The 22,941-nt window shown below is 48.6% G+C and carries 21 protein-coding genes and 1 rRNA gene; 8 read left to right on the top strand and 14 right to left on the bottom strand.

Annotated features, from left to right (window positions below; all coding sequences use genetic code 11):
- Positions 1-50: 50 nt before the first annotated feature.
- A 5S ribosomal RNA gene (gene rrf, locus HZA49_02340) occupies positions 51-170 on the top strand.
- A gap of 283 nt (positions 171-453) precedes the next feature.
- Here the strand turns inward: rrf and HZA49_02335 are convergent.
- The 6 genes from HZA49_02335 to ftcD form a co-directional block, all read right to left on the bottom strand.
- A complete protein-coding gene (locus HZA49_02335) occupies positions 454-996 on the bottom strand; it encodes an HDIG domain-containing protein (GenBank protein MBI5778280.1) in 543 nt (180 codons plus the stop codon).
- A gap of 15 nt (positions 997-1,011) precedes the next feature.
- On the bottom strand, positions 1,012-2,691 hold the full coding sequence (gene lptC / locus HZA49_02330) for an LPS export ABC transporter periplasmic protein LptC (protein ID MBI5778279.1): 1,680 nt from the start codon (positions 2,689-2,691) through the stop codon (positions 1,012-1,014).
- A 44-nt stretch (positions 2,692-2,735) separates the two neighbouring features.
- Entirely contained in the window at positions 2,736-3,257 is a 522-nt protein-coding gene (locus HZA49_02325; protein ID MBI5778278.1) for an HAD hydrolase family protein, read from the bottom strand.
- Positions 3,258-3,282: 25 nt separating this feature from the next.
- The gene (locus HZA49_02320; GenBank protein ID MBI5778277.1) at positions 3,283-4,266 is read right to left on the bottom strand and encodes a KpsF/GutQ family sugar-phosphate isomerase; all 984 of its coding nucleotides are present in this window, start codon (positions 4,264-4,266) and stop codon (positions 3,283-3,285) included.
- 1,093 nt (positions 4,267-5,359) lie between these two features.
- A complete protein-coding gene (locus HZA49_02315) occupies positions 5,360-6,745 on the bottom strand; it encodes a hypothetical protein (GenBank protein ID MBI5778276.1) in 1,386 nt (461 codons plus the stop codon).
- A 13-nt stretch (positions 6,746-6,758) separates the two neighbouring features.
- The gene (gene ftcD, locus HZA49_02310) at positions 6,759-7,655 is read right to left on the bottom strand and encodes a glutamate formimidoyltransferase (GenBank protein MBI5778275.1); all 897 of its coding nucleotides are present in this window, start codon (positions 7,653-7,655) and stop codon (positions 6,759-6,761) included.
- Positions 7,656-7,821: 166 nt separating this feature from the next.
- Here ftcD and HZA49_02305 point away from each other — a divergent pair, with 166 nt between their 5' ends.
- Both HZA49_02305 and HZA49_02300 read left to right on the top strand, forming a co-directional pair.
- Positions 7,822-9,132: an MFS transporter gene (locus HZA49_02305; GenBank protein MBI5778274.1), complete on the top strand. Its 1,311-nt coding sequence runs from the start codon at positions 7,822-7,824 to the stop codon at positions 9,130-9,132.
- A gap of 24 nt (positions 9,133-9,156) precedes the next feature.
- Positions 9,157-9,840 carry a flavodoxin family protein gene (locus tag HZA49_02300; GenBank protein MBI5778273.1) on the top strand — a complete coding sequence of 228 codons (684 nt, stop codon included), beginning with the start codon at positions 9,157-9,159 and terminating at the stop codon, positions 9,838-9,840.
- A 155-nt stretch (positions 9,841-9,995) separates the two neighbouring features.
- Here HZA49_02300 and HZA49_02295 read toward each other — a convergent pair whose 3' ends face one another.
- Positions 9,996-11,273, bottom strand: coding sequence for an insulinase family protein (locus HZA49_02295; protein MBI5778272.1), 1,278 nt, complete (start codon positions 11,271-11,273; stop codon positions 9,996-9,998).
- Entirely contained in the window at positions 11,274-13,196 is a 1,923-nt protein-coding gene (gene mutL, locus HZA49_02290) for a DNA mismatch repair endonuclease MutL (GenBank protein ID MBI5778271.1), read from the bottom strand.
- 180 nt (positions 13,197-13,376) lie between these two features.
- On the opposite strand from mutL, the gene HZA49_02285 reads away from it, so the two are divergent.
- The 5 genes from HZA49_02285 (at position 13,377) to HZA49_02265 (ending at position 16,431) form a co-directional block, all read left to right on the top strand.
- Positions 13,377-13,853 carry a hypothetical protein gene (locus tag HZA49_02285; protein MBI5778270.1) on the top strand — a complete coding sequence of 159 codons (477 nt, stop codon included), beginning with the start codon at positions 13,377-13,379 and terminating at the stop codon, positions 13,851-13,853.
- Positions 13,854-13,963: 110 nt separating this feature from the next.
- On the top strand, positions 13,964-14,935 hold the full coding sequence (locus HZA49_02280; GenBank protein ID MBI5778269.1) for a hypothetical protein: 972 nt from the start codon (positions 13,964-13,966) through the stop codon (positions 14,933-14,935).
- Between the two features lie 97 nt (positions 14,936-15,032).
- Entirely contained in the window at positions 15,033-15,314 is a 282-nt protein-coding gene (gene rpsT, locus HZA49_02275; GenBank protein MBI5778268.1) for a 30S ribosomal protein S20, read from the top strand.
- A gap of 111 nt (positions 15,315-15,425) precedes the next feature.
- Complete coding sequence (rsmI, locus tag HZA49_02270; GenBank protein ID MBI5778267.1) at positions 15,426-16,130, top strand: 16S rRNA (cytidine(1402)-2'-O)-methyltransferase; 705 nt, start codon at positions 15,426-15,428, stop codon at positions 16,128-16,130.
- An 82-nt stretch (positions 16,131-16,212) separates the two neighbouring features.
- A complete protein-coding gene (locus HZA49_02265; protein MBI5778266.1) occupies positions 16,213-16,431 on the top strand; it encodes a helix-turn-helix domain-containing protein in 219 nt (72 codons plus the stop codon).
- Positions 16,432-16,894: 463 nt separating this feature from the next.
- Here HZA49_02265 and HZA49_02260 read toward each other — a convergent pair whose 3' ends face one another.
- The 6 genes from HZA49_02260 to HZA49_02235 form a co-directional block, all read right to left on the bottom strand.
- On the bottom strand, positions 16,895-17,104 hold the full coding sequence (locus tag HZA49_02260; protein ID MBI5778265.1) for a hypothetical protein: 210 nt from the start codon (positions 17,102-17,104) through the stop codon (positions 16,895-16,897).
- A gap of 59 nt (positions 17,105-17,163) precedes the next feature.
- Complete coding sequence (locus tag HZA49_02255; protein ID MBI5778264.1) at positions 17,164-18,498, bottom strand: HEAT repeat domain-containing protein; 1,335 nt, start codon at positions 18,496-18,498, stop codon at positions 17,164-17,166.
- A gap of 6 nt (positions 18,499-18,504) precedes the next feature.
- Complete coding sequence (locus tag HZA49_02250; GenBank protein ID MBI5778263.1) at positions 18,505-20,007, bottom strand: hypothetical protein; 1,503 nt, start codon at positions 20,005-20,007, stop codon at positions 18,505-18,507.
- 146 nt (positions 20,008-20,153) lie between these two features.
- The gene (locus HZA49_02245; GenBank protein ID MBI5778262.1) at positions 20,154-21,539 is read right to left on the bottom strand and encodes a polymer-forming cytoskeletal protein; all 1,386 of its coding nucleotides are present in this window, start codon (positions 21,537-21,539) and stop codon (positions 20,154-20,156) included.
- 15 nt (positions 21,540-21,554) lie between these two features.
- On the bottom strand, positions 21,555-22,358 hold the full coding sequence (locus HZA49_02240; protein MBI5778261.1) for a prepilin-type N-terminal cleavage/methylation domain-containing protein: 804 nt from the start codon (positions 22,356-22,358) through the stop codon (positions 21,555-21,557).
- A gap of 48 nt (positions 22,359-22,406) precedes the next feature.
- Positions 22,407-22,820 (bottom strand): prepilin-type N-terminal cleavage/methylation domain-containing protein, encoded by a 414-nt coding sequence (locus HZA49_02235; GenBank protein ID MBI5778260.1) that lies wholly within the window; start codon positions 22,818-22,820, stop codon positions 22,407-22,409.
- Between the last annotated feature and the right edge of the window lie 121 nt (positions 22,821-22,941).

Here is a 22,941-nt window from a genome sequence, read left to right as displayed (position 1 = left end):
GGCTCTTAAATCCCGCCACAGGCGGGATAACACGCTAATCTATAAAAATGCCCGGTGACCTAATTCTCAAGGTGTAACACCCGTTCCCATTCCGAATACGGCCGTTAAGCCCTTGAGGCCCATGATACTGCTGGCGATATGTTCGGCGGGAAAGTAGGTTATTGCCGGGCTTAAAACACCATCCCGCACTTGTCCCAAAAGGGCAGGTGCGGGATTTTTTTATTAGTGGCAGTTTAAGTGTAGCGAATTACTGCCACTTATCCCGTAGCATAGCGGAGGGGTTGACCAGTTAGGAACACATTCGTTGCACTCAGTGTAAACTCCGCGATTTACTGGGCGTTATCCCGCAGAATTGCTGGATTTATGGCTATTTGAATTCTGACCGTTACAGCCCGTTATCCCGACGAATGTCGGGATTGTGGATGGTTAGGAATCGGTGTAATCAGTGGTTGGTTACAATCCCAATTCCCCGCTGATTGATTTCATCGCATCAAGTGAGATTTGCAGGAACTTGTCCAAATCCAGGCCCAGGTTGGTGCAACTGTTTATGGCATCGCGATTGGCTCCGGCGGCAAAGCGTTTTTCCTTCATCCGGCTCTTGGCAAATGCTACATCCACGACGGATAATTTCTTTTCCGGACGGATTAAGGCGCAGGCCACCAGGAATCCGGTCACCGGGTCGGCGCAATAGATAGCGTGCTCCATTAACGAAACGCGTTCCTTCTTGTCCGTGTGCGCTTTGATGCCGTCGATGATTTCCGGCGTAACCTTGTCCTTAAGTAGTTCAGCGGTAACCAGGGTGTGTCGGTCCGGAGCATCCTTGGTTTCCTCGTAATCCAGGTCGTGCAACAGCCCGACCAGTCCCCATTTCTCCTCGTCTGCTTTTAGCTCGCGGGCCAGGTGTTTCATCACCGTCTCAACCGCCAGGATATGCTTGCGCAGGTTGACGTTGTTTATTCTCGTCTGCATCATCTCTACTGCTTCAGTTCTTGTCATTGCCGGTTCCCCCTTTTATTTTGGCTCCTCTTTTTCTTTAGGAGATATTTGAATAGAGCCGTTGCTTTTGTTTTTTATCTCTATTTTAGACCAACTGCCGATATATCCGGCGGTTTGCGGATTGGTGGTAATCACGATTTCATCTCCATCAATCTTGCTGTTCTTATCAAATATTATAACCTTTCGGGGTGATTTCAGGTTTATCTGCGAGAGGATTGGAGTCCATTCCAGTATTTCGCACCAGGCCTGGCCGCCATCAGTGGTTGAAATCAGCACGTCATTTTCAGCCCGCATTTTTTCTAATAGGTTTTTGGTCGAATTCCAGCCGATGGTCAGCTTGCTGCATTTAATTTCTGAGGTTAATTCCGTCTGGGTTGAAGCCGTGATTGTTTTTGCCATCTGTGTAATCCGGACATTGTTTTCCAGGTAAATCTGGTTTTCCCGCAGAGAGACCAGTCCATCGTTATCAGCCGTAATTTGTATTTTAGTTGAAAGGTCGGGTGTTTGGTTTGCCGGCGGTGCTATTTCGGTCGGGCTTATTGAATCGGATGATGAAATTGGCCCGGAAGTATAGATGCTTCCGTTGGAAAAGGTGATTTCTTTCCGGCCCAAAAGCAGGAGGTTGTCCTTTTCGGCCTGGACTTTCAAGGTCTGGGCCGCGATATTGATATAAGAATCGGTCTTTGCCTGCGAGTGTCCGTTATTGGATTTCAGTGGCCGGGTGATGGCGGCCAATGATTTCTCGTCGCCTTTAAGGGTGATAATCCCGGTGGTTTCATCCGCGGTCAAGGCGGAACAGGCGGCGCGGTGGAAGGTATCGTCTATCCTGACGTTGACGGTTGCCGAAGCCCTGGCCAGATAGAAATTGTTGCGCTTGGTGACCGGATTTTCTCTGCGCTCTAAAAGGATATCGAGATTCTCTGCCCGGAGATTGGTTTGCCGGGGCGGCAGATTGGGCGGCCGGGAGTATGAGGTGAACGCAACCTTGCCTCGGAAGGAAATCTGCTGGGAGATTCTCTTGGCCGGATTGCCGTTAATCTTTTCTATGCTCATCGGCCCTTCGGAGGTAATGGTGATGACCGACGGTGTTTTGTTCACTTCTTCATCGTCAATATTGGGCTTGGGAGAGAAGATGTCTCCCAGGCAGATTGATTTGGAATTACAGCCCTGGATGATGGTTTCCACATTGCCTAGGAATGCAACATTCGCAAAGTCCAGCCCGCCCTTGCAACCCTTGCTTTTAATGGTGATATCGCTCCGGTTGAGGGTTATCAGGGATTCGGTGGAAAACGTCCGGTCGGCCAGATTTATATAGAGCAGATCTGTCTGCATTGTTTCGTCAAATTCATCAGGCGGCTCAGAAACCTTGTTAATAATAATCCTATCGTGTAGTAAAACTGTATTTTGCTTTTCGTTGAGAGTTCCTGAATTGGCTTTTATATGAACGATTACTTTTTTGCCCGGCCCCACTGAATCGGTATTTGATACGGGTTGCAGATAATATGTTAATTCTATCAGGGTGACAATAATTTCGTCTTCGCGAATCACGGCAGTTTCGCCTTTAGCCTCCCAGTCTAAAAGATTATTTTGGTCATAATGCGGATATGACCAGTTTATGATGGTTTTCCCTTCGGAGTATGCAGTTGATACAATCGCAATGATAATAAATAAAATATAAACCGTTGATAGTTTCATAGCAGCAATATTTCTTCTGGTTTTTCAGCCCGTGTAATTTATGGCTACGTATCGTATTTTTCCAGAATCAGTTTCCACTTGTTCTGGGCTTTGAGAATCTTTTCAGCCACTTCCCGGACAGCGCCATTGCCGCCGTTGGTGCGGGTGACATAATGGGCGTATTTCAGCACCTCAGGCCGGGCGTTACGCACGGCCACGGCCCAGCCGGCCTGCTTCATAACCGGGATATCAGGCAGGTCGTCGCCGATATAACAAATCTCGTCCGGCGAGAGTTCATACTTGATGAGAATCTTATTCAGGGATTTAACCTTCTGCAGGGTGTCCTGGTGCACTTCTAAGATACCAAGTTCTTTAGCCCGGTAGGTGACGGTCTTGGACAGCCGGCCGGTGATGATAGCCGTCTTGATGCCGGCATAATGGAGATAGGCAATAGCCGCGCCGTCGTAGACATTGAAAACCTTATTCTCGTTGCCTCTGCTGTCCAGAATGATGCCGCCATCCGACAGCACGCCGTCCACGTCCATTATCACCATCTTGAGCTTCTTTAATCTTTGCATCTCGGTCATAATAAGTTTAGCCACAGAGAAGTAATTATTTCTTTGCGCCTTTACGGTATGGATTAATATCCGAAGCAATATCCAGTATATCCTGGACATCAAGCATTCCGACCGGGCGACGATTTTTATCCACCACCGGCAATTCGTCTATCTTCTTATCGCGCAGGATTCTCAGGCCCTCGGCCACCAAACTGTCCGGAGAGATGGTGCGCGGATTCCTGGTCATATAGTTTCTGATGGGTTCGGACAGTATGCGGATATCCTCGCGCATATGGCGCCTCAGGTCGCCGTCCGTAAAGATGCCGACCAGCCGCCGTTTCTTATCCACGATATTGACCGCCCCGGCCCGGCATTTGGTAATCACCATCAATGCCTCCCGGACCGTTTTATTCTCAGTGATAATCGGATTAGCCGAACCAATGCGCATCACCTCTTTTATCTTGAGCAGCTTTTGGCCCAGGTCTCCGCCCGGATGATAGAATGCGAATTGCTCTCTGGTGAACGAGTGTTTCTTAAATACGGATAACGCCAGGCAATCTCCCAGGGCCAGCATAGCCGTAGTTGATGCCGAAGGCACGATGCCGAAAGGGCAGGGCTCTTTGATTTTACCTATCTCCAGCACGATATCGCTGTATTTACCCAGCGTGGATTTTCTGGAGGCGGTGATGGATATTATCTTGATACCGATTTCCTTGAGTTTGGGCAGAAGCCGGACGATTTCCTCGGTCTCGCCGCTGTTGGAGAGCATCAGGATGACGTCATTCCTGGCTACCCGGCCCAGGTCGCCGTGGTATGCCTCAGCCGGATGCAGGAACAGCGAGGGCGTGCCGGTCGAGGCGAATGTGGCGGATATTTTCTCTCCGATGATGCCGGCCTTGCCCATGCCGGTGACCACCAGCCGACCTTGGCATTTCAGGATTTCGGAGAAGGCCTTCTGGAAATCGCCGTTGATTCTGGTCTTGAGCGATTTTAAGGCGCAGATTTCGGCATCCAGGACCTGTTTGGCATAGTTTTGCATGCAGGAAGTATATTTCATTTGCCTTAGGGAGTCAAGAAAAAGAGTAGCCATGAAGACACTCCCGAAATAATCGGGACTCCGCTGCGGCTACGCAAGGCATTAAGACACAAATAAATAATGCCTTAAATTATATACTTAAGATAAACACGAATCATACGAATGGAACGAATAGCACTAATTATTCGCTATGCGTGGTTCATTCAGATTAGTGGGATTTGCCGTATTCGTCTTATTTGCGGTCTTTTCTTCCCGTCTATGGCGAGACCACTCATTTATCCTATGGGTTGATTTTGATAAAAATCTGGCATTTTGACATAGTTATTACTACTCAAATTCGGCATTATATTATGACAAACAGGGTTGACTGTCAACTCTGATTGTCATATTTACTGCATAATTAAGCATAAAATACATATAATATCATCTCCCATCCTCTTAAGGCATAAATTGGTGAAAATTCCTTAAATAGCCATACTTTATCCGGTCGGATCATGCGAAATCGGTGAAAATGTCGTAAAATCCAACACTGGTCGGCCCAAAAACGCTCAGACCCTACTACCCCCCACCCAGGGGGTACTACCCCCTCCCCCCTTGCCATAATGGCGATGAGGGGGTTTTGGCGTCTGAATGGGTGGCTTTTGGCGTCTGAATGGCTGGCTCTTGGCGTCTCAGGGAGTGGCTAAACTACTGGCACTGGGTGGTGAAAGGGCTATAAACGGGCGGTTAATTATCTATCAATGAGTGGTGAAAAGAATATTAAGGGGTGGCTCTTGACGTCTTAATGGGTAGCCCTTGGCGCCTGAACCGGTGGCTCTTGGCGTCTTAGAGGGTAGGCCAAAGTGCCGAAGTGGGGAGTGGCCATCCGAATAGTGGGGTCGGTTTTTTGGCGATTTTGAGTTTTAGAGATTACCGGAAGTGGGCTAGGAATACATGCATTACTGCTTCATTTACTCTGAACGAACCGTTCAGAGACGTCAGTGAACCGTTCATTGCCCTCTACGAATCCTTCGTTGCCCTCAGTAAAACGTCCGTTGGTCATTGCCTACCGGTGACTATTTAAAATAACTATGTATTACGTCCCTGGAACCCGGGATTATTTTAAGACGCCTTTTTCGCGCAGCAACTTATCTAATTCTTTTCCGCCCCAGTCATTTTTGAGAGATTGATTTTTCTCCATTATTTGAAGGATTCGTTCGTTTAAATCTTTTCTGTTATACGATAAAATTGTTTTAACTACTTCAAGATAAACATGGGCATTCCATTCTTTTTCTAATCTTTCGAATAATGGTTCTATGAAACTTTTATCTTGGATTAATGCGGCTTTTTGGGAAAAGACAGGAAAGACGTTAACGTTAACATCCAATAAATTCTGATTAATTATTCCGATTGCTGATTTCTTGTCTTTTTCTGCCAGCATGTCCAACATTTTTTCAATCACATCAGTACGATGAATATAAGGTTGCAATAAATCAGCTTTGCGTAGGCTTGAGGGCAATATCTTTAAACTTTTATCCGGATACTTTTTCCATAAGTAATCAAAGGCTTTCAGGTTAATCTTATTTTCTGAATTCCATATATCGAAAAGTAGAGGGTCGTATAAATCAATTTGGTATTCTGATACGGCTTCGAAAACGAAGTCGATATGATACTGCCTCATAGGTATAAGCTGGGTTAGTGGTGCGCGAAGGATATCTAATGATCCTGTGTTTTGGTAAGCAGCAACGGCCTTGTAATATTGCCGTATTTCCTGGTCCCATCTTTCTTCTGCCAAATGTTTCGGCAATTGTTCTTTTAAAAAACCCATAAAAAATGGATGAGGAAAATAATAAATAGCTCCATAGGTGTAAAGTAAAGAGTTTTTCTGATTATCTAATATAGTTTTTAAGTCCTGTTCCCTCTTAAATTTGGCTAGGGCAACAATAGCTGTTTGATATTGGTTTTTCGCAACCAATTCCTTGATTCTTGGGTAGTAACCTTCTTTGGGTTCTACCACTAATAATACCCAAGATGCGGCGTTTAGTTCATTAGGTGTAAATAAAAGAGTGTGTATTAGTTTCTCGCATTGCTTTTTATCGAGTTTGTTCCAAGACATGTCAATAAATAAATCGCCGACTTTTTGCTTGTCTCGAATACATCCGAAGAATGTTGTAACTGTAGTGGTATCGTCCAAATGCTCTAAAATAAGGGGAAGGAGGTTTATTTTGTCCTTGGCGGATAATGCTTGGATGGCGCAACAGCGAACAACTGCATTTGGATGTTTAGTAAGTTCTTTTAGTTTATTGTTAGATATTTTATTTCTGAAAGTCAGGTATGCTTGAGGTGGTTCTTCATCTCCCAGCCCAACCCGTTCTCCCATAACGGTATTTTCTTTCTCAATTTCTTTTATGGCACACGAAATTTCTTCGTCTGTTGCAAATTTATCACACCCAATAATACCTAATATCCACAGTCCCAGCCCTAAACATAATATTTTTTTCATTTGATAATAGTTTCTACAACCTATTTTCAATAATCTGTTCCGAACTGAAGCCGGCAATCTGGAGTTCTTTGGGTGAGGTATCTTCAAAGGCATCCTGGGGCGCCAGGCCAATCAACTCGCTTTCCAGGACACGGATATTCTCACATAGAGCTAATTCCTTGATAGCGTCAAAGACCTTCTTTACAGGAGTGACCTTGTAGTTGGTCAGATTCATTGAGACCTGGGCAATCTGGCGATTGTATTTATTAATCAGGATGCCCAGTGCCTTGACAAAGGGCATTCCGCCGCTGGATTGCCGTATCTTCTTGGCAATCCGTTTGGCCACGTCCAGATAATCAGTATCCAGATTGACGTTATAGGCAATGAGGATTTCCCGGGCGCCGATGACCGTAGCGCCGGCTGTAGGATGAATCTTATTCGGGCCAAAGTCAGGGTTGCGGGCAGGGTTCTGGCCTAATTCCTCGCACAGTCCCTCGAACTGTCCCTTGCGCACATCAGCCAGATTCCGGCATTCGGGCCGGGTCGCCGCGTTCTCGTATAAATAAACCGGTATCTTGAGTTGCTCGCCGACCTGCTTGCCGACCTCTTTGGCTAGCCGAATGCAGTCATCCATTGTCGCGCCTCTTAAGGGGATGAAAGGAACGACATCAGTGGCGCCGATGCGCGGATGCTCGCCCTTATGTTTGGTCATATCAATCAACTGGCCGGCCTTTTCAATTGCCTTGAATGCGGCCTGTCCGACTGATTCGGCCGGGCCGATAAAGGTGATGACCGAGCGGTTATGGCTGGCATCGCTTTCCTGGCCCAATAATTTGATGCCTTTTACAGAGGTGATGGCTGATACGATTTGGTCAATGACCTCGGGCCGTTTGCCTTCGCTGAAATTCGGAACGCATTCTATTAACTTCATATGAATTGACTGGGTAAACCCCGTTAGAGGTAGGTCGTCCTTTTCTGACGACCGTGATAACAATCACAACCCCTATTTATTGCCTCTTATATAAATTGACTGCTACTATCTATTTTGATACTAAATACCTCTAACGGGGTAAAGATAAAAGTTATCAAATTAGCGTATGAATAATGATACCGAATCCCTGCCGATGCAGAACAGTCAGGATGAATCTGTCGGTAGGCGTAACCTGAAGACATTCTGCGCCGGCGCGGCCTTGAACGACATCGGCGAGGAGATGTATGCGCCGTTACTGCCTTATTTTGCTACAACGTTTTTAGGGATTACCCCGTGGCAATATGGTTTTATTGATAGTTTCAGTGAGGCGGTTAACCGCATTCTGAAGTTATTTACCGGCTATTTCACGGATAAAGTGGGCCGCAAGGTGCCGGTGATATTGTCATATATTCTTATTTCCCTGTCCAGGTTAGGGCTTCCGCTGGTTGCCGGCTGGGCCGGATTTCTTCCGTTCCGGGGCCTGCGTCAGGTAGGCCGGGCCATGCGCGATCCGGCCCGCGAGGCGTCCATTGCCGAATCATTTCCATCGGCCAAGCGCGGCCGGGCTTTCGGGATTCTTAATGCGGTTGATACCATCGGCTCGATATTGGGACCGGCTATCGGGCTGCTTATTCTTTATATTGCCGCTTCGTCTATAGTTGGAGCATCACTTTCAGAGGGAATAACGAAAAAGGTTTGGATGGGAATCAAGACCGAATTTCCCAGGGAATCATACATCTGGCTTTTCTTGTGGGCCGGTTTGCCGACCATTATCAGCGCCTGGATTATCTATTTCTTCCTTTTTGAAACCCGTATGCCGACCCCGTTATTCGCCAAGACGCCCAAGCCGAAACATCCGGGTTTTTCCATAGCGACTTTTATGTCTTCCCTAAAGCCGGGGTCTCCGTTAAGGAAATTAGGTTGGACCACTTTATCTCATATGATACTGGCTATTGGGTGTGTTCCTGTGTCAATGATACTGCTTTATGGAACCCAAAAACTTAAAGCCGGCCCTGTAGATGCGATAATCCTGTTTATTTGTTACGCCACCACCCATTTTGCCACCTCGTATTCGGCCGGCTGGCTTTCGGACCGGCTGGGCAGATTCAGGGCGCAGGCGGTTGCCAACGGGCTGTTGGTTCTGGCCCTGCTGATAACCATTTTTGCCCGGACGCCTATGTTCCTGATAATTCCTCTGGTATTATACGCCACCTTTGAATCCATCTGGATAGCCAACCGCCGGGCCGCGGTCGCTGATTTAGCCAGGGAGGAAACGCTTGGGGCAACCTTGGGTAATTTTTCGGCCCTCTACGGGCTTACTTCATTCCTCTGCCCGGTAATATTCGGCGGAATCTGGAGCGCGATAGGAAGCGGAGCGGCATTATTTGTTATGGCTCTGTTTCCGGTTGCGGCCATATTCGTGCTGCCGAGGAAATAGCGTAGAGCAGATAGCCAAGAGCAAATGAATATTATAGGCATTAGCACATCCGGGCGTCTTAATGGCAATACCAGCCGGATTCTCAAGATAATGCTGGATGAAATATCCTCTTTGGGCGCTCAGACCGAATTCATCTGGACCGGCAATAAGAGGATAGAATTCTGCCGCGCCTGCGAACATTGTATGCGGGAAGATACCTGTGTAATCAAGGATGATTACGAGGAAATCAGGCAGAAGATGCTCAAGGCCGACGGGGTGATTTTAGGCACGCCCAATTACGCCTTCCAGATGTCGGCGCAACTCAAGGCGATTTATGACCGGAGCCACTCTCTTCTATATTATACCCGCCGGTTGGTTGGTAAATACGCACTGGGTGTTTGTGTGGGCGGGCATCCGTACATGACCGGCAAGATTGCCAAGACCGTGGCCCAGGGCATCTGGCTCTGCGGCGGGTATTATGCGGGTTTCTTGGGAGTCGCCTCGGTCAACCGCGATGAACTGGCCCTGCAAAATGAAGTCCAGATGATTAAAAAGGCCGGACAACTGGCTGAAAAACTGTATTCAACCATTCAGAACAAGGAGAAATTCCAATGGCAGCATTTTATCAGAAAGCAATTCATTTATCCGCAGGTGGCCAGGATGGTGGAGAATAACAAATCCAAGTATCCGTTCCTGCACGAGTATTACAAATCCAAGGGTTACCTATAGAATTATTACCAGAAAGTTCTTATAAATCCCCCTTTGGCAAAGGGGGAAATAGGGGGATTTTATTTGCACTATGATAATTCTTGGCTAACAGTAAATATAATTTGTGTTTATCTGTGAACTCCGCAGAGACCGCGTTAGCGAAATCTGTGGTTGTTTTACTTCGTCAGGAAATAGATCGTATCCAGTTTCAGTTTCTGCGCGGCCCGGACGACGTCTTCTTTCCTGACCGCCAGGAATTGCCGTTTTAGCTCCTTAAGCGAATCGGTCCGGTTATTGATGCTCAATTCCAGGCTATAGTCTATGAAGGATGAGGCATTGTCTTCAATCGCCCTGAGCCGGTTGAGGATGCCGGAACGCGTGTCATTGATTTCCGAATCGGTGATATCGCCTGCTTGGATGGCCGCCACTTGTTTCTTGATAATCTTCAGGGCGTCGTCGAACTTGTCGTGATTGATACCGGCCCGGATGAACATCAGCCCCTTGCTTTTCTCCAGCAGGGAACCGGCATAGTAAGCCAGTCCGGCCTTTTCCCGGACATAGCGGAATAGTTTGGAATGCGGGAATCCGCCCAGGATGCCGGATGCCATCATCAATCCGAAAATCTCCTTGTTGCTCCAGGACGTATAGGTGCGGTAGCCCATGACCAGTTTGGCCTGGTCAATCTGTTCTGCTTCCCGGACCAGCCGTTCCTTGACCACTTTTTTATTAATGATGGTTTCGGGAATAACCGGCGGCTGGAGCTTCGTTTTGCCCAGTCGCGGCTTGAAGATATCGGACACCGTCCGTTTTATCCGGTCAACCCCGCTTGGTCCGCAGATAAAGATATCTATGGGCGACCTGAGGACTGTATTGCGGTATTGATTCAGGACTTCTTCTGGCGAGAGTTTATCCACCCGTTCGATTTCGCCGTATTCATAGATGCGATAGGGTTCGCCCTGACACATTTCCTGGGTGCAGCGTTCGTCGGCATAGGAAATCTTGTCGTCATAGACGCTTTTAATCATGTCCTTGAGTTTGGCCTGTTCCTGGGAGAAGTAATCTGGCCGGAAAGAACCTTTGGGCAGGAGCGGGTTGAAGATAATCTGCTGGAGGAAATTAAGGGCGTAGCGGGTGTTATCAGCATTCTTGGGCAGGAACCGGCGGCTGATGAATTCGAAATAGAGTTCTATGACATGGCGTTCGCCGATTTTGGTGATATCGGCTCCGAATATGGCGCCGTAGAGCGAATCAAGGAAGGAGCTGATTTTCCGCATGGTCGGGTATTTCCGGCAGCCCCGGGCCAGGACGCGCACCAGTAGGGCATTTGCCGTGGCGTTTTTATCCAGCGGCAGGTGGATAAATGCCTTGATGGTCGTGGTCTTGAAAGCGTCGGTTTGGAACAGGTGCAGGCGCAAACCCGGATAGAGCGTGATGGTTTCTACATTGTTTATCATTTATCTTTGAAAATATCCCTCCAGTTCCGAGAGCGTTATTTTACGAACCGCCGGCCGGCCATGCGGGCAGGTGACGAAATCCGTTTCACCGGCATCAGCCAGCAAGGACTTTATTTCCTCCGGGGTTAACGGCTGGCCGGCCTTGATGGCCGCCTTGCAGGCCATCATTTTTATCAGTTTATCGATAGGCTTGATGTTAGTTTCATTTATTTGAGAGCCGGCCGGTAAGTCACCTGCCTGAACAGGGGTTTCGGCAGGCAAGTCCGCGAAGGCGTCTATGAATTCCAGGATGAATTCGTTGAAGTTGACGTTATTTAACAGTGACGGAGCGGATTGGATTGCCAGGGTGTTTTCACCGAATTCCTCCGCCTCTATCCCGACTTTTTTTAGGTAGGGAATGACCTCGGGTAAAATCATTGACTTAGATTTGGGTATTTCAACCACGGTCGGGATGAGGAACTTTTGGCGGTATATTTCGGACGAGGCGAGCTGTTGGCTGAAACGGTTGTAAAGAATCCGCTCATGCAGGGCGTGTTGGTCTATCATCAGGATGCCGTCAGCCACTTCTTCAATAATATAACTGTTGTGTATCTGAAAGATTCGGCCGGTTGGCCGGTGGATATTCGGGTGTAAATCCCCGGGCGCCGGCGCAAGAGCTGCGGCTGGCGCGCCGGTATTTGCCGGAGCCGATGCGCCGTCTGAATAATGGCTGGTAAAATGACCCGGCCGCTGAGCGCTGGGGCTAAATTGGGCCGCATTACCCTGATTGGCAAAGAAATCCACCAGCGCCTGCATGACCCGCTGGTTTTCAGGCGTCTCGGGTTGATTCGGGGATAATTCCGGCATAGCGGCCGGCTCGCTTAATACCTTTTGGGCCAGCGCGCCCCGAATAAGCGAGACAATCCGGTCGTGGACCCGCCAGGCATCGCGGAACCTGACCTCGATCTTGGTCGGATGGACATTAACATCAAATGCGCTGGTCGGCATCCGGATAAAGAGCGCCACAAAGGGATACCGGCCTGAGGGAATCAGATTATGGTAGGCTTGATAAATGGCCCGGCTCAGGACGCGGTCGCGGATAAAACGGCGATTGAGATAAAAGAACTGCTGTTTTGAATTCGGCCTGGTCTGGGTCGGAACCGAAAAATAGGCGCTTAGTTTGAGATTGTCTTTTTCCTCGGTGGCCCAGAGCAGTTCACTGGAGACAGCGGGGCTGTAGAAGAATTCCAGCCGCTGGAGAATGCCCTGCGATGAATCGTCTTTAACAGAGGCAAGGTTAATCAGGGGTTGCCTGGCGGAAGCTGGCGCATCCTTGTCTGATAAATTGTCCGTCAGATTAGCAAGTTTGAATGAAATCTCCGGATAGGCGATGGCAAAACGGGTGACGGTTTCGGTGATATGAGAGAGCTCCACGCCGTCGCTCTTGAGGAATTTCCGGCGGGCCGGTGTCCGGTAAAAGAGATTGGCTATCTCAATGGTCGTGCCGTTGACTCCGGCCACCGGCTGGGGCGACGTTATTTTGTCGTTATCAACCGAGATGGCGTAGCCATCCGATTGGGCGGCGGTTTTGGAAATAAGCCGGACCTGGGCCACGGATGCCATACTGGCCAGCGCCTCGCCCCGGAATCCAAAGGTGTTTATATCATACAGGTCTTTTTCCTCGGTTAGTTTACTGGTGGAATGGCTTTTGAAGACCAGGGGCAGGTCAGCCGGCAGGATGCCGTGTCCGTTATCCACCACCCGGATGAGTTTCTTACCGCCCTCCTTGACCGTAACCTGGATATCGGTCGCGCCGGCATCAAGTCCGTTTTCAATCAGTTCCTTGACGCAGGCTGCCGGGCGTTCGATGACTTCACCGGCCGCTATCTTGTTCACCAGCCAGGCCGGCAGGGTCCGTATCCGGATTTGGGGAGGACTATTCATATAGGCGGAGTTTACCAAAGTTTCACGACTTGTCTAATAAAAATTTACTATAGAAAGGCATCAAATAAATTGACCCCGCATATAAAAAATGCTATAAGTCAATATTGATTGCCGCGAATTGTTCCGGGACTATAAATACTTTTATATGCGGGAGTGGCAGTTATCGGCAATAAGACGGATATGTTACAGCGTTTTATCTTATTAATAGGTGTCTGCGCGATGGGCTGCCTGGCCGGATGCGTATCATCCGAGGTCCAGCAGGGTACTCCGGTGCTTGGCAGCGCTGTTATTAGAGAGCAGAATTCCATTAATGTGGCTTTCAACAGCATCTGTAAATTGATGCTGAATGGCGACGCCAAAACAGTTTATGACCGGTATCTGAGCCGGGGCGCCCAAAAGCTCCAGACCTATGAAGAGTTTGCCGGTGAATACGAGGCGAACAGAAAATCCTGGCTGGAACTATTTAACGGAGCGGTCCTCAAGCATATTGCGCCGGAAGAGAAGAAGGCGTCAGCCTTAGTAGTTTGGGGAACCGACGAGAGCGCTCTTTTAGAATTCAGCAAAGAAGACGGCGATTGGAAGATTAATTACTTAAGAGGTCCGGCAGGGGTCATGGATAGCGGCACGCAGATGCCTGCTCCGTCGGATGGCCGGTAAGATTATGAGGATGGCCTTGATTAGCGGCAGCCTCTTTATTTTAATGGAGAAAACGGATTGGATGCTCGCCGCGAAGACCCGTCCGGGAGCAAATAAGCAGGGAGGTGATTATGAAAAAAGAATATAAGTTAGCGGTAGTTTTGTTATTGTTGTTTGCGTTCGGGGCGGTTTTATCCTGGGCGCAAGGAAAGCCGATAAACCAGGATCCGGCGGATATCGCTACTCCGACTCCCACGGGAAAAAGCAGTAATTCAGACCCCGAAACATTACCGGTGGAAATAATTACACCGACCCATCAGGTATTGCCGATTTTCAAGATGGGCGATGAATTAAAGATAGAGGAAGAGCAAAAATGGGACGGGGTCGTGGTCATAAGGACTGATGAAACGCCGCAGTCATATCCTTATTCCAAGGTGATATCCCAGCAATACACGGAGAAAATAGCCCTTATTACGACCGACCAGCTCAGTTTCAAGTCCGAACGCGCTTATTTATCGTCGGTTATAAAGTCCAATATGCCTGATGACGGTAAAAAGACAATGACCACCTCGCTTGAGGGCAAGACACTGGCACTGGAGTCCAAGAACTACCAGATTATCTCATACGAAAAGACAGCGCCTAAGGAAGCCGTCATTATCAGTGATGACTACACCTATGTTAATTCTTTGAATTGGTTTTATACCTGCCTGCCCGGAGTCGAAAATGCGGTCGCGATTGGATCGTCTTACCCGATAAAAAGCAACGAATTAGCCAGGGTGATTTTTAAAGAGTATTATAACGAAAAATCATGCGTGGTTATCGGCAACGGTGTGCTGGAAGAGGTAATCAAATCAAGAAAAACACTGTCCTCCAGGATATTGATTAACGTTAAAATTAAACAGAAGACAAAAGACACCGAATCAAGCGTGGAACTAATCGGTTTCTGCAAGCTGGTGGCCGGCGGCGACAATCCTTCCTTGGAACTGGAAATCGCCGGGCCGTTTACGATAACCAAGCCGTCGGTTACCCATGACGAAAAAAAGATATTATCGTCTGCCAGCGGGAACCTGAAAATAAAATCCCGGGTGACGCTTAAGAAATAGATAAAAAGATTAATAGATGAAGAAATCCCGACGTTCGTCGGGATAAGAGGCTGTAACGATCCTGCGTTGCTAACAGCCTCTAAGAGGAGGATTAATAATGGCGCATAGTTTATCAGCCCGGAAAAGGGCCCGGCAGGGCGTTAAAAGGAAGATAAGGAACCAAACGGTTAAGTCGCAGATAAAGACGCATGTCAAAAAGTTACGGTTGATGTTAACCGCAACGGATAAGAAAACGGATAAAGACAATTTAACAGGCAAGATTAAAGAGTCTTACAAGCTGATTGACCAGGCCGTCAGCAAAGGCGTAATCCATAAAAACAAGGCAGCCCGGCTTAAATCGCGGCTGACCAGGGCGGCTAATAAGGTCGGACAGAAATAAGGTGATTATTTAACCGTCTGAAGTCCCCTTTAACAAAGGAGGATAAAGAGGTTGTAACAACCCCGCTGCCCCCTTTACTAAGGGGGAGTAAAATTAATCCCCTCATTCTCAATGAATACAGGAACACTTTATCTGGTATCCACGCCTATCGGCAATTTAGAGGATATCACCTTAAGGGCATTGCGGGTTCTTAAAGAGGTTGACCTGATTGCCTGCGAGGACACGCGAGTTACCGCAAATCTGCTGAATCATTACCAGGTTAAAAAGCCGCTGGCCAGATATTTTGAGCCGGCCTGGCAGCGGGGCAGTTATAACAAGAACAAGCAAGCCAGGGTTATAATTGACAGGCTTCTGGCCGGCAGTAATATTGCGCTGGTCAGCAATGCCGGTACTCCGCTGATTTCAGACCCGGGCTATGAATTGGTTAACCTGTGCGTTGACAATGACATTCCGGTAAAGGTTGTACCGGGCGCCTCGGCGTTTGTTTCGGCCTTGGCGCTGGCCGGATTGCCATCTGATAAATTTATCTTTGAGGGCTTTCTGCCCAAGAAACCGTCCAAGCGGCGAAAGCGCCTCCAGGAAATCGCCTCGGACTCCCGTACGATTGTCATATATGAGTCACCTTATCGTATTTTCAAGACATTATCGGAATTAAAGGACACCCTGGGAAACCGCAAGATTGTCCTATCCCGTGAGTTGACCAAGTTCTACGAGGAGGTAATTAGGGGAGATATTGAAGGTGTAATAAAACAGCTTGGGAACAAGAAAATAAAGGGAGAATTCACGCTGGTTATCCAGGGAGCAGAACACGATTAATTAGAGCTTTATCAATCTTATGCCTTATCCGCACGTTTACATCCATCTTACAACTGAGGAAAGAGAACAGATAAGCAAGGAGTTGAAACGATTACTATTAGCCGGTAAGTACCAGAAACGTAAACCACTCCAGGTACTCTGGCTCTCTGACCAGAAGAAAACCTTTAAAGATATCGCCAACTGTTTGGGTAAATCATTTGACACGGTGCGCCGATGGGTCTATCGCTACCGAAAAGATGGATTAGAGGGCTTTATTAGATGGCTAAATCGACCTGGTTTCGGAAAAGGGAAGAGACCCTGAAGGTGTGCATATATGCACTTTTTGACCTGTTTTTGATACCCCTAAAAACCCCATAAATGCACACCTTCGTTTCTATAACTCATTATAAATCAATAGGTCTACCCCCCATTACCCTGCCCTCCCACCCCTTTGATCTTCCGGTTGCACATCCCGCAACTATCCGCCTATCAGATAACTTCTTGGCTCCTATTTGCTTTCTTGGTTCGGAGTATCTTCGGATTACTATGCGGCTATGTCTTTTGACCTCTCGGGCTGGCACGACGGGAAGCCGGGGCGGCTTCCTTCTGTGGTTGGGGCTATATAAAACCAGAATGGGGCTTATATAAAACCATCCTTGCCTTTGGTTGGAATCTCCTGAAGTCCATTATGGAAGAGAGATGGAATGGTGAAAACGGAAAATTTGATATTGGACCTACACTGCAGAAAATGAGTTATAAAACCGGTGACTATCCCGCGAACCACACTAATACCTGGTCGGGTCGTCTTCGTCCAGATTGAACAGGTGCTTGTCAAAGAATTTGTGGATACTGCCCATATCCTGCCACCAGGCGCGGAAATGCGATTTCTCGTGTTCCATGCCGTCGGTATAGGACGGTTCCCATTTGTAATTGTAGCCGATACAACCGCTCAAGCCGATCAGGGCGATTAAAACGAATAACATTTTTTTTAGCATAGCTGAACTCCTTTTAGTCCGCAACATACCAGATTTATATACCGGGTCAAGAAAAATAGCTATTTTTTCTGTTCCTTCTCCCACCATTCCTTCCATTTATTATAGTCCTCGGCGAAGTTATGAGGGGTGATGTTACGCAGGGCCCGGGCGGCGCAGAGCCGGACCTTTTCCTTGTCGTCGCGGAGCATTTCAATAATCGCCGGGATAGCCAACTGGTCATTGGTCTTCTGCAAGGCGCCGATAAGCTGCATCTTGGTCCATTCGTCTTCCTCTTTCTGGAGACGTTCTACCAGGAAGGCCGTGGCTTTCTTGTCGCCGATGCTGCCCAGCGCCATGGCTGACTCGCTGCGGATCTCGGCGTTCTCATCCGTCAGGAAAGACATCAGGGTTTCCACGGCTTCAGGGCTCTTGAGTTGCCCGAAGATATTGATTATCTCCTGCCGGGTTTCTTTTTGCCTGGTAAATAATACTTTGTCCTTAAGCCGGCCCAGCAAATCATACGAGCGCAATTCATCCGGCGTGCATTTCCGGGTAATAGTAACAATGGCATTGGTCGTGGCCTTGCGCACCCCGTTATCAGTATCGTCAAGATAATCCGCCAGTATTGAGAGTGATTCCTTGTCTTCGGACGTAAACAAGCTGTTTATAATCGCGGTCTTGACTTTAGGCGACTTTTCCTTGGCTAATTGAGCGCGCAAAAGATGAACGGTGGATACGTCTTTCATATAGCGCAGGGCGTCCAGCACGGCCAGCTTTAACATCTCATTGTTTCCGTTCAATAACTCAAATAAGGGCTTGACCGCAGCCAGAATCTGGAGTTTGCCTGATAACAATATTACCCATTTAAGTATAACCGGTTCCTTGACTTCTTTCAGGATGAGCAAGAGGTATTCGGTTTCATCGGTGCTCTGGGTGGTCAGTTCCTCAAACAGCGCCCAGGGTTCCTTGTCTTCCGGCAGGTTTATTATTTGCGCGAGAACCTTGTTAAGCTCTTTCTGTTTAGGGGTTTTGGCGTATGAATCCAGTAGCGCCTGGATATTGCTGACCGGCGTATTAGTAGCCGGCTTTGCCTCCCCGGGTGACGGTGGCGCCATAAGGTCGCCATGGCGCTTCGGCGCCACTTGTGGCGGAACCCATTCCTCGGCCACCACCTCTTTTATGTATTCGCGGTTTATGGTGACGGTTCCGTAGCCGATTTCCAGGGTAACCCCTTTATCGTTCTCGCTGATGATTTTGCCTTCCACGGTCCGGCCGTTTTTGAGATAAATCGCATCGGCAGGCAGGAGCAGAGAATTAACCACAAAGACACAAAGGGCACAAAGAATAATTAACTGCCAGCTTCGTTCCGCTCCTTTGCTGCCCACACTTCGCTTAGTTCTAATTTCTAACTTCATAATTATTTAATACCTCGCTTTAATCCTTTTCTTAAACCCCAGCACCTTGATATATGGATGGCCGTCTATTGTTTGCAAGACGGTGATTAAATCACCGTTATAGGTAAGGAGAGTGTTTCCGGCTATTTCTGTTATCGTGCCAAAAAGGTCGATATTATTTACGCTGGAAACCTTTTGGCAGGTGTCTATGGCGTCTTCAGCCAATACGGTGCCGATAATTTTTGGGGTGCCAACCAGTGATACCTGTTCGTGCGCTGCATAAAGCCCGGTGCCATAGACACTGCCGCCGGAACCGCGCATCTTCAGGTCTTCTCCGGTCAGCAGTCCGATTCCGCCGCCAGCCGGATTGGGGCTTATAGACGGGCTGCCGGATACGTCAATATACCCTGTGGCTATCATGGTTACTAGCCAGGGGTCAGCGGCTGAGCCCGGGGAACTGGATACATCTACCGCGGTATCCTCAAAGTAAAATACGCCGTCGTTTTTAGTATTGCCGGTCTTTTTCCAGACGCCTGACGCGGTGCTGGTAACCGGGGTGCCGGCCGTGTAAGCCCAGCCGGCCGGAGTCGCTATGGGATTATTGGAGGCATCATAAACATTGCCGTCCGATTTAAATATATAGTTTGCCAGATACTTATAATCAGGAGGATTGATAGGCGGTATGTTTGTTTCTTCTGAATTCGGATTGCTGCTTCCGTTGACAGTGCCAGGCGGGGCAGAGACCGAACCCACGGCCGTGACATCGCCGTTGATGTAGGAACTGCCGGTAACAGTAACCGAACCGTTTGACTGGACAGACCCCATAGTCCCGGTAATCGTGGGGTTTCCGGTCATTTCTAATGAACCGCCCACCACCAAGGCGCTGGTCGGCTCGTATGGTATCATCTCGGCTGTGTAATTCACCATTCCTTCCAGAAGTATTTGCTGTGAACGGTTATCGGGGTTGTTCCCGTTGCCCCAGGCCTCAACCGTTAGTTTCAGGATGCCATCCGTATCATTCGTTGCCCCGCCCCCATCGTTATTATTTTCTATTTTAGCGAAATATGTATTGCCGTAGTAATCAACATTGCGGCACCATTGAAACCAGGTGGTATAATTGGTGGTGTAAGTAATAGAAGCCCCATTTTGGATGGATGCAGAATTGGCAGTATACGTGCCCGAGTAGGTGTTGCTGTTGCCAAGTTGGGTATCCCAACCCGAAGAGTATTTGGATATCAAATAGGCCTTGGCAATCTCAAAACCGCTGAAAGCGGCCTCTTCATAGCCGATATTGTCAATGGAAGAATGAACCATTTCTTGCTGCGCGGTGGTGGTAGTAATGTAGGCCACCCCCAATCCGGCTATTATTGCCGTGATAATCATCACCAGGACCATTACCGTGCCGTCATTAGAGCCAGTTAGCGACGGAGGAGCGTTACTGGCTCTTATGTCCCGCCGATGAGTGCCATTAGGGCGCCATGGCGCTTCGGCGCCAATGGCGGGAGTCACTTTATTATTTAGGTATTTCATAACACACCTCCTTATTTGGCTTATAAGGTGATAAGTTCGCTCCGCATCGTCCACCGGACGATTGCTCACGGTCACGCAGTAGCGTGTTAATAAGTTGATGGCGCTTCTGGCGCCATCAACTTATCATTTTATCTACTTATCATCTATTAATATTTTGCCTTGATACTTTTCTTTAACCCCAGCACCTTAATATACGGGTTACCGTCAATCAGGACAGTGGTCAAATCGCCGTTATAGGTAATCTCGGTATTGCCGCTGATATCCACATCCACCTGGCTGGTGGTGGAAATCAGGGAACAACTATCTGTGAAATCCTCAGCCAGCACGACCCCTTTAATGGTCGGAGTTCCCCTCAGGCTTATCTGTTCGTGGGCCGCATAGAGTCCGACATCGTAGAGATTACCTCCGCCGCCCCGCATCTTCAGATCCTCTCCGGACATCAGGGCAATCCCGCCGCCGCCGGCATTTGGCTTCAGCGAAGGGGTACCCGAGACGTCGATATATCCGGTGGCTATCATTGTCACCGGCCAGGGGCTGGCCGCCGAACCGGGCGAGCCGGATATATTTACCGCGCTGTTCTCAAAGAAGAATACGCCGGCAGTCGAGGTGTCATTACCGGTCTTGGTCCAGACGCCCAGCGCCGCGCTGGAAACGGGGGTTCCGGCGCTGTATGACCAGCCGGCCGGGGTGGCTATCTGAACTCCTAAATTATCATACACCTTGCCGTCGGTCTTGAATGTATGGGTGGCCAGATAAGAATATTGGGTTGGGTTGATGGGGGGTATTTCGGTTTCTTCTGAATTGGGATTGCTTGAGCCGCCGATACTTCCGCCCGGGGCTGAGATTGAGCCGGTTGAGGTGACGTCGCCGGCGACCGTGGCGCTGCCGGTCAGGGTGACCGGGCCATTTGCCTGGACCGAGCCGTTGGTTCCGTTGATAGCGGCATTGCCGGAAATCTGGAGCGAGCCGCCCACCACCACCGCGCTGGTCGGCCTGTAGGGGTCGGTCCGGTAAGTAACCATTGCCTCCAGAACTATTTGCTGCGAACGGTCCTGCGGGTCGTTTCCCTGGCCCCAGCCCTCAGCCGTGACCTTCAGGATGTTATCCGCATCATTGGCCGGGCCGCCGCCGTCATTATTGTTTTCCAGCCGGACAAAATAGGTATTGCCATGATAATCAATGTTCCGGCACCACTGAAACCAGGACTGGTAATTGGGCGTATATGGCGACGGCGGTATGATAGAAGACGCGGCCGGCGTATAAGTGGAATAATTAGCGATGCTCGCAGCCAGTTCATTGTCCCAGCCGGTCGTGCCGGCGGTATATTTGGCCAGCAGAAATGCCTTTGATACCTCAAAACCGCTGGCTACGGCCTGGTTATATTCTATGTCTTCAATAGATGATTGCACCTGTCTTTGCTGGCCGCTGGTAATGGTTATATACGCAATGCCCAGTCCGGCGATAATGGCGATGATAAAAAGTATGGCCAATATGGCCGACCCGTCTTTTTTGGACAATCTGTTAGATAGCATCTTTTGCCTTTTCGTTTACTGTTGCGGATTTATCAGGGTTATCTCGGTTTTTGTATTGACCAGTATTGGATTACCCTTGGCGCCGAGCTTGCCGCCCAACCAGAAATTGAGCCGGAGCCGTTTAGCAGAGCCGGTAGTAGCGAGGTCTTGGATAACATTGCCGTCTTTATCCAGCAGGGTAAAGACCGGGTCGTCTATCCCGTCGCCGTTGATATCGCCATAATAAGGTTTTGGGTCCGGCCACCAGGTTATTATAATATTACTCATTATACAGTTCCAACGAGGATTAGCCGGCCACCCCCACCATTCGGTATATAACGTTTCATACAGGTCGCACAGAAAAAAGGTATCATTCAGGTCTCCGTCTTGATTGTAGTCCTTCCGGTCAATTGATTCGTTGAGAGGTGTTCTTAACCAAAAAGTATACCACACAAAATAATTTTGCTGGGGGGTGTTAATACTGTCATAGGCGCCCCAGTAAACCGCGCCGGTGGCCGGGTCCCAGTAATTCCCGCCAACCTGGACAGGGACGCGTATGGCAAGACTTACATAAGAAGTGGTGATACAGGGAAAAATCTCCCAATCACCAAACATTGGATTAATGGTCTTGCTGGTGGTAATAACCAGTCCCTCGCTGATATCATCCTTTATTTTATCTATCAGGCGGGCCGCCTGGGATTCCAGGAAGGAGGTCGTTGAACCCTCGTCAAAGATTTCCTGGCCGCTGAACAGGACATACATTGCCCCGCCTATCATGACTGTCAGTATGGACATCACGATAATGACCTCAACCAGGGTAAACCCTTCACACCGATGCATAGGTGTGGGGGTAAACCCCAAATTTGATTTATAATTCATAACTTATAATCACTCCTTTGACCTCCTGGTCATAAGGGTCCTGGTTACATATTCATTATAGACCAAAGCGCTGGTATTGCCCTGGATTTGCCATCTGATGGTAACGGTGATATCGTACAGGCTGGAGGTGGTATTATTAACGGATATAAAACCCGGGTTTGCCCAGCCAGTTGGTGTAATTAAGCCGGCCACCGCAAAATAGGTGCCGCTGTAAGGAGCGGAAAGTAAATCAGGAAAATCCTGGGTCCTGATTTCCTCTATCTTGGCAAAGGCGGCTTCGCGGGCCACGTCGTATTCCCTGGTGACCTCCCGCTGGAGCATCCCGCTCATCGTCACCGAGAGCAGGGTTAATAATCCCACGGATAGCAGAATCATGGCGATAACCACTTCTATTAGGGTAAACCCAGCTTTTTGTACAGGCATTGGCTTCATATCTTCTCCCTATATAATATACACATTAAACCGCTTTTGTCAACCCCAAGCATAAAAATATTAGGTAAACTCAGCCCCTGCGTGTAAGGGCTGGGTAAATCCTTCTCCTGCG

The sequence above is a fragment of the Planctomycetota bacterium genome (genome assembly GCA_016235865.1).
Classification (GTDB): domain Bacteria; phylum Planctomycetota; class MHYJ01; order JACQXL01; family JACQXL01; genus JACRIK01.
This window is presented reverse-complemented; position numbering and strand designations above follow the sequence as displayed.